This window comes from Photobacterium sp. S4TG1 (assembly GCF_036040035.1).
GTDB lineage: Bacteria > Pseudomonadota > Gammaproteobacteria > Enterobacterales > Vibrionaceae > Photobacterium.
In genome coordinates, this window is sequence record NZ_JAYXUH010000010.1 from 1 (window position 1) to 17,281 (window position 17,281).

Annotated in this window: 14 protein-coding genes and 1 pseudogene; 12 read left to right on the plus strand and 3 right to left on the minus strand. The window is 34.4% G+C overall.

Annotated features, from left to right (window positions below; translation table 11 throughout):
* Positions 1–805: 805 nt before the first annotated feature.
* From VXS03_RS12440 to VXS03_RS12480, 9 genes are all read left to right on the plus strand, one after another.
* Positions 806–1,309, plus strand: a complete 504-nt coding sequence (locus tag VXS03_RS12440; protein ID WP_327764052.1) for a toxin-activating lysine-acyltransferase — start codon at positions 806–808, stop codon at positions 1,307–1,309.
* A gap of 3 nt (positions 1,310–1,312) precedes the next feature.
* On the plus strand, positions 1,313–2,680 hold the full coding sequence (locus VXS03_RS12445; RefSeq protein WP_327764053.1) for a protein adenylyltransferase SelO family protein: 1,368 nt from the start codon (positions 1,313–1,315) through the stop codon (positions 2,678–2,680).
* 11 nt (positions 2,681–2,691) lie between these two features.
* Positions 2,692–3,864, plus strand: a complete 1,173-nt coding sequence (locus VXS03_RS12450) for a glycosyltransferase family 2 protein (protein ID WP_327764054.1) — start codon at positions 2,692–2,694, stop codon at positions 3,862–3,864.
* A 64-nt stretch (positions 3,865–3,928) separates the two neighbouring features.
* Entirely contained in the window at positions 3,929–4,216 is a 288-nt protein-coding gene (locus tag VXS03_RS12455) for a hypothetical protein (protein WP_327764055.1), read from the plus strand.
* 41 nt (positions 4,217–4,257) lie between these two features.
* The gene (locus tag VXS03_RS12460) at positions 4,258–4,431 is read left to right on the plus strand and encodes a hypothetical protein (RefSeq protein ID WP_327764056.1); all 174 of its coding nucleotides are present in this window, start codon (positions 4,258–4,260) and stop codon (positions 4,429–4,431) included.
* A gap of 310 nt (positions 4,432–4,741) precedes the next feature.
* Positions 4,742–5,746, plus strand: coding sequence for a radical SAM protein (locus VXS03_RS12465; RefSeq protein WP_327764057.1), 1,005 nt, complete (start codon positions 4,742–4,744; stop codon positions 5,744–5,746).
* Positions 5,747–5,752: 6 nt separating this feature from the next.
* Positions 5,753–7,027 carry an HlyD family secretion protein gene (locus tag VXS03_RS12470; RefSeq protein ID WP_327764058.1) on the plus strand — a complete coding sequence of 425 codons (1,275 nt, stop codon included), beginning with the start codon at positions 5,753–5,755 and terminating at the stop codon, positions 7,025–7,027.
* Between the two features lie 3 nt (positions 7,028–7,030).
* Positions 7,031–9,163 (plus strand): peptidase domain-containing ABC transporter, encoded by a 2,133-nt coding sequence (locus VXS03_RS12475; protein ID WP_327764059.1) that lies wholly within the window; start codon positions 7,031–7,033, stop codon positions 9,161–9,163.
* A 4-nt stretch (positions 9,164–9,167) separates the two neighbouring features.
* Complete coding sequence (locus tag VXS03_RS12480) at positions 9,168–9,809, plus strand: DapH/DapD/GlmU-related protein (RefSeq protein ID WP_327764060.1); 642 nt, start codon at positions 9,168–9,170, stop codon at positions 9,807–9,809.
* On the opposite strand, the pseudogene VXS03_RS12485 reads toward VXS03_RS12480, so the two are convergent.
* Positions 9,807–9,980: pseudogene (locus VXS03_RS12485) on the minus strand (transposase); the annotation flags it as partial. The gene VXS03_RS12480 and the pseudogene VXS03_RS12485 overlap by 3 nt on opposite strands.
* Before the next feature lie 652 nt (positions 9,981–10,632).
* Between VXS03_RS12485 and VXS03_RS12490 the strand changes: the two are divergent.
* Complete coding sequence (locus VXS03_RS12490) at positions 10,633–10,833, plus strand: hypothetical protein (protein WP_327764061.1); 201 nt, start codon at positions 10,633–10,635, stop codon at positions 10,831–10,833.
* A 140-nt stretch (positions 10,834–10,973) separates the two neighbouring features.
* Here the strand turns inward: VXS03_RS12490 and VXS03_RS12495 are convergent, their stop codons facing one another.
* On the minus strand, positions 10,974–11,825 hold the full coding sequence (locus tag VXS03_RS12495; RefSeq protein ID WP_327764062.1) for an SIS domain-containing protein: 852 nt from the start codon (positions 11,823–11,825) through the stop codon (positions 10,974–10,976).
* A gap of 251 nt (positions 11,826–12,076) precedes the next feature.
* On the opposite strand from VXS03_RS12495, the gene murQ reads away from it, so the two are divergent.
* Positions 12,077–12,982 carry an N-acetylmuramic acid 6-phosphate etherase gene (gene murQ / locus VXS03_RS12500; protein WP_327764064.1) on the plus strand — a complete coding sequence of 302 codons (906 nt, stop codon included), beginning with the start codon at positions 12,077–12,079 and terminating at the stop codon, positions 12,980–12,982.
* Positions 12,983–13,013: 31 nt separating this feature from the next.
* Positions 13,014–14,468: a PTS N-acetylmuramic acid transporter subunit IIBC gene (gene murP, locus VXS03_RS12505; RefSeq protein ID WP_327764066.1), complete on the plus strand. Its 1,455-nt coding sequence runs from the start codon at positions 13,014–13,016 to the stop codon at positions 14,466–14,468.
* Positions 14,469–15,537: 1,069 nt separating this feature from the next.
* Here the strand turns inward: murP and VXS03_RS12510 are convergent.
* On the minus strand, positions 15,538–17,205 hold the full coding sequence (locus tag VXS03_RS12510; RefSeq protein ID WP_327764068.1) for an RluA family pseudouridine synthase: 1,668 nt from the start codon (positions 17,203–17,205) through the stop codon (positions 15,538–15,540).
* Between the last annotated feature and the right edge of the window lie 76 nt (positions 17,206–17,281).

A 17,281-nucleotide genomic window follows, 5' to 3' on the forward strand; every position in this document is an offset into this window, starting at 1 on the left:
AATTTAATGCACTACTACAGCTTGCCCACAAATGTATTTAGACGTTACAGCGCGTTAAGCATGGTGAGTTATTGTTCAGGCGCTATCACTCAGTTGCAGCTAAGGCTTGCTGTAAGATACTAACCAAGCTTTGATCAAATAAGTAAAAGTTAATATATTGTTTAACCTTTAAAATTACAGCCAGTATTTATTGACTATTACAATATTGAGTAATGATTCATTTGGTGTAATACCACCATATTCATCGCTGCTGAGCATACTTGATCTAAAACGAGTTGTTCGGATCCCAATTGAAATTCAAGCGTATTCTTTTAGTCATCGTGTCAACCATTAAATTATAATGTGATGATGTCATTTCTGACGAGCTAGTTAAATTAACTATGCTTTTTGCATCGGAGGTTTATATATAAAAATAACCTTATTTTTTAAAGGATAATTACATTATGCTTATAGGTATAAATAAAATATTGAACTTAATCATATGTAAAAAATAAAATAGTAGAGAGTTATATGTGTATTTTTTTAAATTATGGTTTGATCTGTTATAAATCTAAGTATTAACCATTGTAATGTGGCAAAGTAAGTCATTTTTTTAGCAAGTTAAATTTAGTGTAATAATATGGTTAATTTGTAAATTATAAAAAATAAATGCGAACATAATCACATTTCTAAAATAGCTTAATATTATAGTTTGATTGTGAATGTTAAAAATTCATTACTTACTTACATTGAATTATATAATTTAAGTAGTTAATGATATTAATTAATAGAGTTGTTTTTAAATTTACTCATGGACACTTTTATAATGATTTTAGATAATTCTAACCTCTCGGTTAGCACTAAAAACTCTTTATTTATGGAGAGGAAACAATCAGGTAAAACGAAGAGTAATATATTACAAGAGATTGGGTTACTATTAGAAGTAACAGTTAAAGATGAGATTCATAAAAATGTAAATATTAATTCATTTTTATATTGGGTTAAGCCTGCTATATTACACGACCAGTATATATTAATTAAAGGAAAAGGTGATATTAATCCAATAGGTTATGTTTTTTGGGCTTGGGTTGGTAATAATACACTTACTGAATATTTATATGATGATAAGTTTGTTCTTCACCCAATGTGTTGGAATGATGGTGATAATTTGATTATTGTTGACTTCATGTGCACAGAAAAAACGTATATTTTATCGTTAATTAAATCATTATATAGAAGTGCTAGAAATAAAGCGTTTATATCATACAAAGATATCAATATATGTGTTCGAGATAATTCAGGTTCAGTCATAAAAAACAATAGGAAATAGATCGTGAGTATTAAAGCCATTTCTATAGATAAAAATAAATTATTAAAAAAAAGTTTACCTGATATATCTTTTTCTTCATTTGATACTTTCCGATTAAAAGGCGTCGAACTTGTTTGGTTTAATAATGATTTATTAAAAAAATACAATATTAATGGCTCAAAAGAAGAAATAGAGACATTTTTATTAAATGAATATTCTTATGTGTTACCTAATTATGCAGATTCTAATCGCTTAATATTCAATGAATGTAAAACGTTCTGGGCTGATCGTTATGGCTCTAGACATGAAGTTTGTAATGGGGGGAGTGCTCGTTGTGGGTTTGATGGTGCTTTTCAAGTTAAGGGGATTGGTGTGACACCATTAGTGGCACAAAATATGAGTAAATCACATTCTCATGGAAAACTATTTTTAGATGAAGCAATTTCTGAAGCTATTTGGGGCGAAATTTGTCATCAACATTTACCTTTTGGATCAATTAGGACTTTAGCTATTATTAAAACAAATGTTCAAGAAGGGTTTTCATATTCAGATAATTGTCCTAAGAAACCATGTGCTTTAGCGATAAGGGAGTTTTCTATTCGTCCTGCTCATTTTGAAAGAGCAACATTTTTTTGGCCCTTTCCTGAATATATTTCTTTAAGAAATGATGATACAGCTCGGGTGAAAGAGTGTATTAATTATTTACCGAGATCATTTGGCCTGAGTGATTCAATATTATCGTCAAAAAAAGAATTATTTGATTGTTTAAAAAACCTTGTACTTCGTATAGCAAAACAAATTGCATATTCTAGAGTAAAGGGAATACCACATGGCTCTTTGACTAGTTCAAATATAGGCATTGATGGTCGTTTTCTTGATTTTGGAACAATTACTGCTGTTCCTGATTTTGGTAACTATGTTATTGCTAATGGTGTCGGTGCTGTTTGGGATGATCATTTATTAATTACACAGTGGTTGAAAAATTTATTTTTTAACATAGAAAAGTATTCATGTTTGAATGATAATTTATCACAGAATGATATTAATACGTTAATTGAAAATTTCATCAATGAATTAAATTACCAAGAAAATTATGCAATTTTAGAAGAACTTGATGTTAAGAATAAAAGTAAAGATAACTTAATATTAGCAGGTGATATAAAAATAGATTTGATCTCTCGAAACAGAATAAATATTGGTGATTTTTGCGTTGAAGATTTTAAAAGTAAGATTGTTAATTTAGCGAAAGAAAAGAGGTTGAAAATTGGTAATGTTAAGTTTGAACTTCGAGATTTAAAGTATTCATCATTTACTATTTTGAATGATGAATACTTAAGTAAGAAAAAACATTCAAATGAATCAATCAACAGATTAATTGCTAATTATTGCTAAGGTGTCGAATAATGTTTGATTTTCTTGAGCTAATTTTAATTTTAACATCATCAATAACATTATTTATAACGGTTGTATTATTGGTGTTTTATAAATATGGAAAAGAACAAGTAAATGTTAATACATTACCGTCAGTGTCTGTTTTTGTTCCTTATTATAATGAAGGTTCTGATATTTTATTAAAGACATTATCTTATTTAGATAATCAAGAATATCCATTACTGCTTGAGGTTTTAATAATAGATGATGGGTCAACGAATGACAGTAAAAAAGCTGTTGAGCAATGGTTAAATGTTCCAAGGCGACAAAAGTACTTATTAATAAACAAACATAAAAATAATGGGCGTAAAGGTTTTGCGTTGGATTATGCTCTCAGCTTAGAGATTGCAACAGGAGATGCTTATGTCATTGTTGATAGTGATACGTTTATTGAACCAAATGGCATTAAAGCGTTAGTTAGTAAGTTATGGTCTGATGATAGATATGCGGCGGTATGTGGATATATTACTCCGAGCAACTATAAAGACAGTTTTATTGGATTATTACAGCATTATGAGCATATAAGTTTTTATGGTGCGATAAGAGCCGCACAGGATAAGTTAGGTTACGTCCCTGTTTTAGCAGGCGCTTTTGTTGCTCACCGCGCATCAGTAGTTAAAGATATTGGCGGTTGGAGTGAATGGTTGGTTGAGGATATTGCTTGGTGTTGGAAAGCAATATCGAATGGATATAGAGCAGGATATGCGCCAAAAGCAAAAGCTTCAACACAATGTCCAATTGATTCAAAAAGTTTATTTAATCAGAGACGAAGATGGGCTAGAGGGCGAGTAGAAGCGTATGTTGTCGCGTGGAAAACGCATTGGTTTGCAGGTTTTTGTTCAACCCCTTGGTTTGTTATTACAGCGTTACAATATATTTTTCCATCGAGTATGATTTTATTAGGGGTAATGGTGATATTTCATATTTGGATCCCTCTTCTTTTAGGTGGAATAAATATGATCTTTTATTTAATGCTTGTTCATTTATATATCAAAGATAACGATTTAAAACAGGAATTAACGACGAGTCAAATATTAAAGGCACCTTTGTTTTCATTAGTATTAGAGTCGATTACTTGGTTGCCAAACCTTTTGGGATATATAGATGAAATCGTAGGGAAAAAGAAAACATGGCTAACAAGGTGAATGATCTTTTAGCCTTAAATGAGTGCAGTACTTTTTTTACTGTAAAAATAAAAAGGAAATTATTATGTATAATTTAAATGCAAATGAGATATTACTGGTCGATGGTTGCGGAGATGGCGCAGGAACAAATCGTAATAATTCAGGTGGTTACCGTGGTAATCATACTTCTTATGGTGGTCAAGGTGGCGGATTTGTTGGCACTCAAAGTAATGGGCGAAATTTAGGTTCTGCCTGCGGTTTAGCTGTAGCTGGAGCTGTAGTTGGCGGACTAGGGATGATTTCTTCTGGAGGGCTTTCTGGTTATGCTGCTGTTTCTTCTGCCTTGGGGGCAGCATCAGCTTGTCGTAATTAATTTTTATAGAGGGAGTGCTATCACTCCCTCAAGGAATATAAATGAAAAAAATAATTTTCACTTTAGCTAACATATATTATTTATATTTGTTAGGTGGGATAATAAATACTCAAAATGATTTTTTATTATTATCTGTGTTATTTATAACACCTGTTGGATTATGGAATATAATAAATTTTATTGAAATTAAAGCTATAGAATTGTTGCGTAAATAAGTCGATGTTTAATTGAGTTTCTATTTTAAATAAAATCATATATTTACAATTGTTCAAGTTGCAGATTAAAATAAAGTAAAATAACCGATAGAATCCTCCCATTTTACAGTAAAAGAAAATGTAGTATCTGTAGAATTGAATGGAAACTTAAAATTATTATTTTTGCCATTATTTTATATGTAATTGTTAATCTTTTTGAGGACTATATTTTGTTTTATGTTTATATTTTTGTGGGGAGTTTGAAATATAACGGGTACATATAACGCCTGTTATATTTGTTGTTTTTTGTTGATATTAAGGTGATGTATTAATGGCGATAATAAAAGAAGCTATAAATATTAGAAGTAACTGTGAGGTTTTTTCAATAAACTGGGCTTTAATGAATAACTGTAACTATAAATGCAACTATTGTCATCCAGACTTAAATAGTGGGTCAATTAAAGCGCCATCGTATGATGTCGTGGTTAATTTTGTAGAAAATATAATGTCTCATTCTAAAAAACTTAGTTTAATTCCTTATTTTGAATTTGGAGGTGGAGAGGTCACTATTCTTAGATACTTCACTGATCTTGTTAAGTTTATTAATGAAAAAAATGGTGTGGTTTGTATTGTTTCAAATGGTTCAAAGTCTTTGTTATGGTGGCGAGAGAATGCTGAATATCTAAATGGCGTAAGCCTTAGTTACCATGTTAATGACATCAAAGATGAAGTTCATTTTTTGAAAGTGGCCAAAATATTAGAAAAATCGAAAAATACTCGATTGCATGTCAATGTGATGATGGATCCTCAAAAGTTTAATGATTGTTATTTGTTCGCTGAAAGTTTAAAAGAACAGGTTAAATGTTCAATTGCACTACAACCTCTATTTGAAGGTTTTGGTCACGGTGGTATTACAAAAAAATACAATTATACTGATAAGCAAGAGTCATTGATGCAAAGCTTCAAAGGCTGGCCAGACGAAAAGAATCTTCCAGAGCCGAGATCTTTTCTCGAAATTGAATATCTAGATGGCTCAAAAGAGACGCGATCAACTTTTGATTTACTTATTAATGATCAAGTAAATTTCATTGGTTGGGATTGCTATGCAGGGGTTGAAAGCATAGTTATTACGTTTGCTGGTGAAATATATCGTGCATGGTGTATGCAAGATGGATCAATTGGTTCTATATATGATAAAAAAGTTATTTTACCGATAAAACCTATTCGTTGTCATACAAAAATTTGTCAATGTGGTGCAGATCTTTCTTCAACTAAAATTAATAAGCGATTAGTTGAACCATTAGGTAATGCTATTGATGTGATTCAAATTATTTAAGAGATAATGGGTATGGTTGCACGAGGAAAAAATCTTTATCGACCAGAGTATTTTGAAGCACAAAAAATAAGTAATGAAGGACGTATATTACTTAATACTTCTTTTAATCAAAATATTTATCTTGTGCTATCAATATTTTTATTGATAGCTATCGTTATTTTTATTTCTTTTGCCGAATATACAAGGAGAGAAACGTTAATCGGTATTGTTAGTCCTTTAGGTGGCATGGTTAAAGTTCAAGCTAATGATTCTGGCTTTGTAGAACAATTATTTGTCAAAGAAGGGGATCGTGTTGAAAGTATGACATCTCTTTATGAAATAAAAACAGAGAGGTTTGATGATACAGGTGTTGGTGTCAAAAAACGCATATTAGCATCTATTGAAAATCAATATAGACTTTTATTTGAACGTAAGAAACAAGAAATACAAAAGGCAGCTTTTGAGCGAGAAGCGTTGACTGACGATATTAATAGATTAGATGATGAAGCTAGTATTTTACATCATGTATTAAAACTTTCAAATAGTGAACTTGAGCTTACTCGATCGTTATTTAATAAACAAAAGCCATTATTTAATAACAAATTCATATCAGAAGTTGAGCATCAAAAAAAACAACTTGAATTGTATTCTAAAGAGTCCCAAGTACAAATTCATAAATTAAATCTTCAAAAATTAATAAGAGAAAAAGAAAAGCTCATATTTACGCTTAAAAGTACTGATATTAACTTGAGTCTTATGCTGAAAGATATTGATAAACAACTTGAGGTTATTACACAAAATAAAGTGGAATTTATATATCAGAGTGATAGTCAAGTTCTTTCTCCTATTAAAGGCGTAATAGCCTCAATACTTGCGGTTGAAGGACATTCTGTGAGTAATGGTCAGACTTTATTAGTTATTTCGCCTGACAGTGAAAAAGCATTTGTCGAACTGTATGCCCCAAGTAGAAGTATTGGTTTTATAAAGGTCGGGCAAAAAGTTAGATTAAGATTTGATGCATTTCCTTATGAAAAATTTGGGGTACAGGCAGGGATTATTACTAGCATATCTAAATCAGCAATTGCAGCCGATATGATTTCAAATCACGGTTTGGTAAATAACACTGAAGTTGGAGGATTGTATCAAGTAAGGGTTGAGCTATTGAAGCCAACAATAACGGTTTATGGGCGTGAAGAGCGTTTTGTTTCTGGTATGACTGTTATCGCTGATGTTGAACTTGATACTCGCAAAATATACGAATGGGTGCTTGAGCCATTATATACAATTAAAGGGAAAGTTTAGTTCATGGAAATAATAAATGAATTGGATTGGGAATGGGGAGATAAACTTTCTTTAGTGCGCCAAACTGAAAGTGCGGAATGTGGCGTTGCTTGTCTAGCAATGATTGCTGATTGGCATGGTCATAAAATAAGTTTAAGGCATTTGAGATCAAAGTTTGGTATTACACAGCATGGAATGTCATTTACTCGTCTTATTGAGTGTGCTGAGCTTTTAAAACTTTCAGGTAGAGCGGTGAGACTTGATTTAGATGAATTGCATCAGTTGAGTACACCTTGTATTTTGCATTGGAATTTAAATCATTTTGTTGTTCTTAAATCTGTAAAAGAAAATAAGGTTGTTATTCATGATCCTGCAAATGGTGTCGTTAATTTAACGCTTGCTGATGTGAACAAACATTTTACTGGTATTGCTCTTGAGTTAACACCTACACATGAGTTTAAAAAAATAGATGAGAAAGAAAAAATAAGGCTATTCGAAATTATTGGTAAAACAATAGGTTTAAAATCTTCATTAATAAAAATTTTTGGATTTTCTTTAGTGTTAGAAGTTCTTTCTCTATTACTTCCAATGCTAAATCAAATCGTTATTGATGAGGTATTAGTAGGTTATGATAAAAATTTATTGGTATTGATTATACTCGCTATACTTCTTATTACAGCAACTCAAACATTAATAGGTTTAGCGAAGGAGTGGGCAACGATAACGCTGTCAGTTAATTTTAATATGCAATGGACAGCAAATGTTTTTCATCATCTATTTCGTTTACCGATAGATTGGTTTGAAAAACGTGATATTGGTAGTATTAGTGCAAAATTTTCAGCTGTGAATGTTATTCAAAATACGCTAACAACCAGTCTGATTCAAGCATTGCTTGATGTTGTTTTGGTTGTAGGCACATTGACAGTGATGTTTTTATATAGTCCATTACTTTCGATGATAGCGATTATTGCTGCTGGTATTTATGTGATATTACGTTTTGCATGGTTTGGTACATTTAAAAGAGCAGAAGAAAATACGTGGGAAGCCAATACTAAAGAGGAAAGTTACTTTATAGAAACAGTACGTGGAGTATTAAGTCTTCGAGTTAATGGAACATTACCATGGCGAGAATTAGCATGGAAAAATTTGAATATTAATAGACGAAATACACAGTTATATGAATTAAAGTTAGTGATGATATATAACACGATAAATATTACTATTATTAGTTTAGTTTCAGCAGCAGTGCTTTGGTTTGGTGCAAATTTGGTTCTAAGTGGACAATTTACAATTGGAATGCTTGTTGCTTTTCTATCATATCAAGGACGTTTTTCAGGAAGTATTAGTTCATTAATAGATAAATATTTTGAATATAAAATGCTTTCTGTTTATAACGAGAGACTGGCAGATATCGTTCTTAATCAGAAAGAAGTAAACAATGATTATATAATTGCATCAACTCAATATAAACCAGACGGTAATAATATTAGTTTGATTGATTTTTGTGAAGTTTCATTTTCTTATGGCATAAATGAACCACTCTTATTGAATAACGCTTCATTTAACGTAAAGCATGGGGAAATTGTTGCTTTGATCGGCTCCTCTGGATGTGGAAAATCAACAATATCTAAATTATTACTTGGTATTTATAAACCGACAAAAGGTTGTATACGTTTTTTTGGAAATTCCAATTTATCAATAAAAGAGATCCGAGGACGTATTGGTGCTGTACTTCAAGATGATCAATTGTTTAGCGGTTCAATAATTGAAAATATTACTTTTTTTGGTTCGGAATTAGATGAAGAATGGTTAGTTGAATGTGCTCAAAAAGCAGGTGTACATGATGATATTGAGCAATTGAACATGGGATATCACACTTTAATTGGCGAAATGGGAGCGAGTTTATCTGGAGGTCAAAAACAAAGAATACTCATTGCCCGAGCATTATATAAAAAACCAGAATTATTGATATTAGATGAAGCAACAAGTAGTTTAGATATTTATACAGAATCACTTGTTTGTCAGACTTTCAGAGATATAGGGATCCCTATTATTATGATTGCTCACCGACCAGAAACTATTGCATCTGCTGATAGAGTATTTTTATTACATGATGGTTCAATAAAGGAAGTACCTAATACATTTAGAGTGGGGTGAATTTATGTATATTTCAAAGAGAATACTGTGTTCACAAAATGATTCAAAATTAACAGATATACAAGTGATGGGACGATATGCTCAATATTTTAACGCTAACTTTTGGGTTAGTTTTTCGGGTTGTCCATCTATTACGATGACACAAGTAAATGGCTCTGGTGTGATTTCAAATTTAGATATCAAAACAAATACAATAGATATTGATTCTGGTTGTTATATTGAATCAACAGAGCTTCCAGCCTTTCCTTCTGGTCCAACTAAATTGACATGTGTTGCATTAAGAGATGAAAAATTTGGTCGAATTAGGATAGGAAAAAATTGCGTTCTCCAAGGAACATCTATCTGCTCATATAATTTAGTTGATATTGGTGACAGAGTTATTTTTGGTCCTAATGTGGTTATTATGGATTGTAGTGGACATGCAATTGAACGACGGGGGGATTCTGATGAATGGGAACGATTAAAAATATCACCTGTTTATATTGGGGATGATGCATGGTTAGGTTATGGCGTTATTGTATTACCAGGTGTTTCTATAGGTAAAAGAGCTGTAATTGGTGCAGGTAGTGTAGTAAGTAAAGATATTCCTGATGACTGTGTAGCTGTAGGGAATCCTTGTATAGTTAAGCGTTTATTGATCCAATAGTGAATTTGACTCTGGAAATACTTTTCTGTTTTTAATAGCTTTATGAATAACACTATTCAGTGACTCAATAGCGTTCGTTGTATAAATTGCTTTTCTGATATTCTTTAGGTGTCTGAAAAACGAATTTAAATTCTCCCAATTATTTATCCACGACCTTGATATTTGAGGATATGAAGTGGTCAAGGAAACGATTGGCGGTCTGGTGGGCTGTGCAGCAATTGGTATTGGTAATGGTTGGAGGGCTGAGGTTGGCTTGGTTTGCTCTAAGTTGTAATAAATAATAAGACGAGATAAAAACGGAGGAAGAATATGATATATTACAATGTCATATTCTTTAAAACATGGAAAGATGTTCTATCTGTAAAAAAAATTTAAATATTAAAATTATTTTTTAGGAATGATTACAGTTCATTTATCAACTATTCTATTGAGTGTGTTCATTAGAGAAAATAACAATGAGTTTAATTATGTTTATTTAATATAATTTTGGTTGATATGTTTTATTATTTATAATGGTTTTTTGAAGGTTAGTATTAGATGAAATGGTTAATCTAACTATTTCTTATTAAATGTTTTATTTGATACTGATTGAGTTAGTATAAATGATGAGAATAGAACTATATTAATATGCTTGATTAAGGTAACATTCTGTAGATAGGGGAATGTAACTCCACATGAAATAATAAACGTTGTAGTTACAGATATGGAATAAATAGAAAGGTTATCCAAGGTTGAATGATATAGTTAATGACTTATTTCACCTAATCAGTTAGTTCGAAATATCTTTATCTACTTAGTTATATTTATGAAAACGAGGTGTGTAATGGAAATATTATTTTTTATTGCTTTTGTTGTTTCGCTGTTAAATGTGGTGTACGCGTTAGCTACAAAAAATATATTATTTTCCGGTGGTTGGATTAGTTATTATGATAATAAGCTAAATTTTTTTGCCGGTTTGGTTACTTTTATAGCATTTATTTTTTTCTATGGTGGTTTTTACTTTTTTATTTTTCCATCATTATAATCTTCATACGCTAATGAAGTTTACTTTTTGCTATCTCCAGCAGTTTGCTTAGCTCGTTGTATATTAATATAAATGTTTAAACTAAGTGTTTTATTAAAAATACTATGTCCTTTATACCTACGCTATACATAAACAATAAATCAGATCCTTTCTACTGCGGAGGATATCTCGTTGAGTAATAGTTTTGCTTTATCACTTTTCAGTTGTAATAACGTCATAAAAAGTAGGTCTGTAATAACATTTTGTGCCGTTCGAGAAGAAATAGAAGAACTGCGAAACTGTTTTTCATCAGCAATGGTATCAATCGTGTAGTGGGCTAATTTTCGTAAGGGGCTTTTTTTAATATTGGTTAACGCAATAATTGTTGCGCCTTTATCATGGGCTGATTGGGCTGCAACAAGTATTTCTCTGCGTGTGCCTGAAAATGAAATCGCGATGAGTATATCGTCTTTAGTGAGTGTATTTGCTGTGGCAACTTGGACATGCGTATCTTGTTCGTTGAGTGCTGTAATCCCGATTTTTAACAGTTTAAAAGTAAGATCTTTCGCCGTTAATGCTGAACCACCAATACCGACAATTTGAATACGGTGCGCTTGATTGATCTGCTTAACAATAGCCTCAAATTCAGAAAAATCAATAGCATTGGTTGTTGCAATCATAGCGTGGGTTTTCTCTTGAATTAACTTTTGGGCAATGGTTAATGAAGAGTCATCGCTATGAATTTTGTTATGAATGGGTCTTTTAGGCTCTAGAATGGCCTTTTGTTGAGCAAGATCTTCAATAATGGCAAGTTTAAGAGCCGTAAAACCTTTAAATCCAAGCCGTTGGGCAAATTTGATGACACCAGATTGAGAAACGCCAACTTTGGCGGCTAAATCTTGGCTAACATAAGCGCTTAATGATGCTGGATCTTCAAGAATAAAGTCTAATATTTTCACTCCATTGCTCGATAAACTACTTCTCTGGTTTTGCATTTTCTCTAAAATACTCATAATTCCCTCATTTTTTTGAATTAATTATTCAATGTTGGCTAAAGATTATTCTTGTGATGATATTTTATTATTTTACTGAAATTAAAGGAATAAGTTTGGTTTTTCGCTCTGTATCTAGATATTGCTAACGCTATTTATTCTCTAATTTTGGCATGAAATGAATAATTTTAGTTGTGATTATTGTCACTTAATTGAATTTTTTATTCTATATGATTTCTCTCAAACCTAATAGTTAAGCAAGAGAGCAGATTATGAAGATCGACCTAACAACCTTAGTGACCGAAAGCCGAAATGTAATGAGTGAGAATATCGATATGCTTTCAACAATTGATATGTTGAAAGTGATTAATCAGGAAGATCAGAAAGTGGCTTTAGCGGTAGAAGCTATTATTCCTGAAATAGCGGAGGTTGTTGATCTTATAGCAAATGCTTTTCAATCTGGTGGTCGCTTGATTTACATAGGTGCTGGAACGTCAGGTCGATTAGGTATCTTAGATGCCAGTGAATGTCCTCCCACATATGGCTCAAACCCTGATGTTGTGGTTGGTTTAATCGCGGGTGGACACCAAGCTATTTTAAAAGCGGTTGAAAATGCAGAAGATAACCTTGAACTTGGTGCTGCGGATTTGCAACAAATTGGTTTTAATCAAAAAGATGTACTTGTAGGGATTGCTGCAAGTGGGCGTACGCCTTATGTATTAGGGGCGATGAACTATGCAAAAAGTATTGGTGCAACGGTTGCGACATTAAGTTGTAATGCCAACAGTCCAATGACGCAGATTGCAGACATTAATATGACACCCATTGTTGGACCTGAAGTCGTAACGGGTTCTTCAAGAATGAAGGCTGGTACCGCGCAGAAATTAGTTTTGAATATGTTAACCACTGGCGCAATGATTCGTACCGGAAAAGTATTTGGAAACCTAATGGTTGATGTTGAAGCAACCAATGCCAAGCTTATTCAGCGTCAGCATAATATTGTGGTTGAAGCGACGGGATGCTTAGAATCACAGGCAGCTGCTGCATTAGCCCAATGTAATAATCACTGTAAAACCGCCATCTTAATGATTTTACTTGATATTGATGCAGAGTTGGCAGCAGCAAAACTGAGTAAACATAATGGCTTTATTCGTCATGCACTTTTAGACCAAGAATGATTAAACAATAGGTTTTGTTAAGGAGCATAAGATGGCCAAAATAACCGCTTCAATGATACAAGAAATACTCACGGCAATTGGTGGCAAGGGAAATGTTATCAAATGTGGTAACTGTATGACGCGATTACGTCTTACATTACAAGATGATAACTTAGCTGATCGAGATTCAATTAAGCGCATTGCTGGCGTCATGGGATTAGTTGAAAGTGATGATCAATTTCAAATTGTTTTAGGGCCGGGTAAAGCACAAACGGCGGCTGAAATGATGAATAGCATGCTTGAGAAAGAACCGGGAGAGGCAGGGGATATATCAAACCAGCAAAGTGATCTTAAAGATGTTGCTTCTGCGCATAAGCAACAATTAAAGAAAAAACAAACCAGTGCAGCGCAGCGTTTTCTAAGTAAGTTTGCGACTATTTTTACGCCTTTAATTCCAGGTTTTATTGCCGCGGGTTTGCTACTCGGTATCGCGACATTATTAGAACAACTTTTTGTGCTTGGTCATGCAACACCTAATACGCATTTACTTGATTTAATTGCGTATATGAAAGTCTTTAGTAAAGGGTTGTTTAGCTTTTTAAGTATCCTAATTGGTTATAATGCTCAACAAGCATTTGGTGGTTCAGGTGTTAATGGTGCGATATTAGCGTCTTTTTTTGTATTAGGTTATAACCCAGATGCAACCACTGGCATTTACTCAGGAATGACGGATTTTTTTGGTAACGGTATTGATCCTCGAGGCAATATTATTGGGGTGTTAATAGCTGCCATTATTGGTGCCGGTGTTGAGAAAAAAGTCCGTCAATTTATTCCCGACAATCTAGACATGATTCTAACCTCGATGATCACCTTGTTGATTATGGGAGCGGTAACCTTTGTGATAATCATGCCGATTGGCGGTGAGCTATTTAAAGGTATGTCATGGTTATTCATCAACCTTAATGGTAATCCATTCGGCAGTGCGATCTTAGCCGGACTATTCTTAATCTCAGTAATGTTTGGTATTCACCAAGGTTTTGTACCTGTTTATTTTGCTTTGATGGATGCTCAGGGCTTTAATTCACTTTTTCCCATTTTAGCGATGGCAGGGGCAGGACAAGTTGGCGCAGCATTAGCGTTATATGCTAAAGCTAAAAAAGATTCTTTGCTACGAACGCAAGTCAAAGGCGCAATTATTCCGGGTTTCTTAGGTATTGGCGAACCACTTATTTACGGCGTTACGCTACCGCGTGTTAAACCTTTTGTTACTGCTTGTGTTGGCGGTTCTGCTGGTGGTTTCTTTATTGGATTAGTCTCTTACATGGGGTTACCAATTGGTTTAAATACGGTATTTGGTCCATCAGGTATTGTTGCCTTGCCATTAATGACATCAAGCTCAGGTATTTTTGCGGGTATGGCAATATTTACCATCGGTTTGCTAATTTCATATCTTGTTGGATTTGCAATGACATGGTTCTTCGGTACCAAAAATGTTGATTTAAGTTAAGAACACATGATTGAGAGGCCGATTTAATAAGCATTCTCTATTCATTGAACATTTAGGTTCAGCGGGTTAGTCAGGCCTGATTTCGATATTCAATCGGAGTCAGGCCTTTTTAGTTGTTTTTACTGCATTTTAGGCTGTGTTTACAGTGAATGACGGGGGTTGAGCTTGACAATCTCTCTGCTTAATTTACGTCATCTCGGAAGGCGAGGAATGAGGCTATCCGTGATCTACTCAACGCGTGCTTGAGCCTAAAAGACGCCAGTGAAACACGAAAAATTTCACAGATAAACACTAACTCTACAACGCGTGGATAATAGATTCCCTATCGCCCTCGTGGGCATTCACTGTAGGGAATGACGGGGGGGGAGCATGGCAATCTCTCTGCTTAATTTACGTCATTTCGGAAGGCGAGGGACGAGGATATCCGTGATCTACCCAACGTGTGCTTGAGCCTAAAAGACACCAGTGAAACACGTAAAATTTCACAGATAAATACTAACTTTACAACGCGTGGATAATAGATTCTCTATAGCCCTCGTGGGCATTCACTGTAGGGAATGACGGGGGGGAGCATGGCAATCTCTCTGCTTAATTTACGTCATCTCGGAAGGCGAGGGACGAGGATATCCGTGATCTACTCAACGTGTGCTTGAGCCTAAAAGACACCAATGAAATACGTAAAATTTCACAGATAAACACTAACTCTACAACGCGTGGATAATAGATTTCCTATCGCCCTCATAACCAGTTTTTAAATATTTAAAGGAAAATTATGGGGGTCCTATGTTCTTAATAACTAATTTCTGTCCAGTTTTTAGTTAGTCAGGGTGTGAGTTAACTTGTGATTACCAAGCGACTTTGTCATTACGATAACTACCAAGGGAATATGTCGGGACTCAATTAGCCACCCATTTCACATAACACCAGATATCTACCGAAGTTATAAACTGATGAATGACCTCTCTTTTAGTTATTTGACGGTAATATTCAGAGCAGCAATGATAAATAAATCAAAAAGATAACATTCGCTTTATTGCTTGTTAGCTTTATATCCGCTATCTAACCCGACTTAAAAATCGGCATCGACCTCAAATACCATTGGCTCACCAGTGATGGGGTGGGTTAGGCCAAGGTATTGTGCGTGCAAATGTAAGAGATCTGCTTTTTGACCATATAAGTCATCACCAATAATCGGCATGTTCATGCCGTTGTGGTGGGCAGAATGAATGCGTAGTTGGTGAGTACGGCCTGTTTTGGGGTAATAATATACCTTGGTTTTACCGTCTTTACGCTCAAGAACCTGCCACTTGGTGAGTGCAGGTTTACCGTGTTCATAACAGACTAATTGGCGCGGACGATCGTCTAAATCAACCCGCATTGGTAAGTTAATTTCACCATGATCCTGCTCGGCAATACCATCTAATAAGGCCACGTAACGTTTTTCTGCGGTGCGTTCAATAAACTGTTTTTGCAAGGCTTTATGCGCATCTTTGGTAAGTGCAATCACTATTAGCCCAGAGGTCGACATATCTAGACGGTGGACAATTAATGGGCTATCACTGTCAGGGAACATCGCTTGCATGCGGCTATAAACAGAATCGGTGATGGTTTTGCCAGGAACCGATAGAAACTCTGCCGGTTTATTGATAACCACCATCGCATCGTCTTGATACACAATCTCTAGCTCTTTGCCTTCCGCTGGGTTTTGTTCGAGCGGGTTCGCATCAATGTCTAATCCTGCCAGCATATGTTGTAAAATCGGCTCGCATTTGTTTTTACACGCTTCATAGAAGTATTTGTGCTTACGAATTTGCGCAGCAGGTGAGGATCCCCACCAAAATTTAGCCATAGCTAAAGGCTTCAGGTGTTGCTTAAAAGCATGCTGAAGTAATTTAATCGTGGCGCAATCTCCCGCACCTTGCGGCGGTGTTATACCATCAAAGAGATCATTTAAATCTTGTGTTTCGCCATACTGATTTAGAAATTGATATTGTGCGTAGCGCTGTTGTTGTAATGCTGCCATTAAGCTGTCGTATTCTGATTTGAGTAACGCCAACTCTGCCGTATCAGCTTGTAACTTATCGCTAATATCAGCCAGTGTTTGAGCCCATTGCTGACGAATTGTTTTCTGTTGGTGCTTATCAAATGCACTTTCACGGGCTAAGCGATGGAATTCTTGAGTCATGAACTCGCTATCGTTACTTTTTTCCGCCGCTTTGCGTTGTAATTTACGTTGTTTGCGCTGTTCTATCATTTGTAATCGAAATGACTCAGCGGCTAACTCGGCTTGAGTTTGAGCTGTTTGATACTGCTGTTGTAATTGAATGTAGCTTGGCTTGCACTCAATTGCGGTTATTTTAGTGCTAAGTTCATCAATCAATGCTTGCTGAGCCTTCATCGCAGGATCGATGTTGCGTTCACCAAACACAGGGGGAACAAAGTGAGGTAGGTGGGTTAGGTTGGCAATCTTGTCTGAAAATGCTGATAAATAACCGAGTTCACCTTGCTGGTTTTGAACCAATAACACGCCAAACATGTGACCCATGCCATCATCATTATCTAACCCAAAATTATGCTGCCATTGATCTTGAGTCGCGATATGGTGCTGTAACTCTTGAGCCGCTAATACACATAATGGATGAGGCGTGTAGCAAAAAGGAAACGTAAAATGCTCAGGTAGCGGTAGCGTATCAATAGCGGCAATGAAGCGAGTAAAATGATGATTAGATGCGTGCATGATGGTATCTATTACGAACAAGGGCGGCGATTCTAGCATTTTTAGCGTTAAAATTCGAGTTAACGTAAGTTTCCTC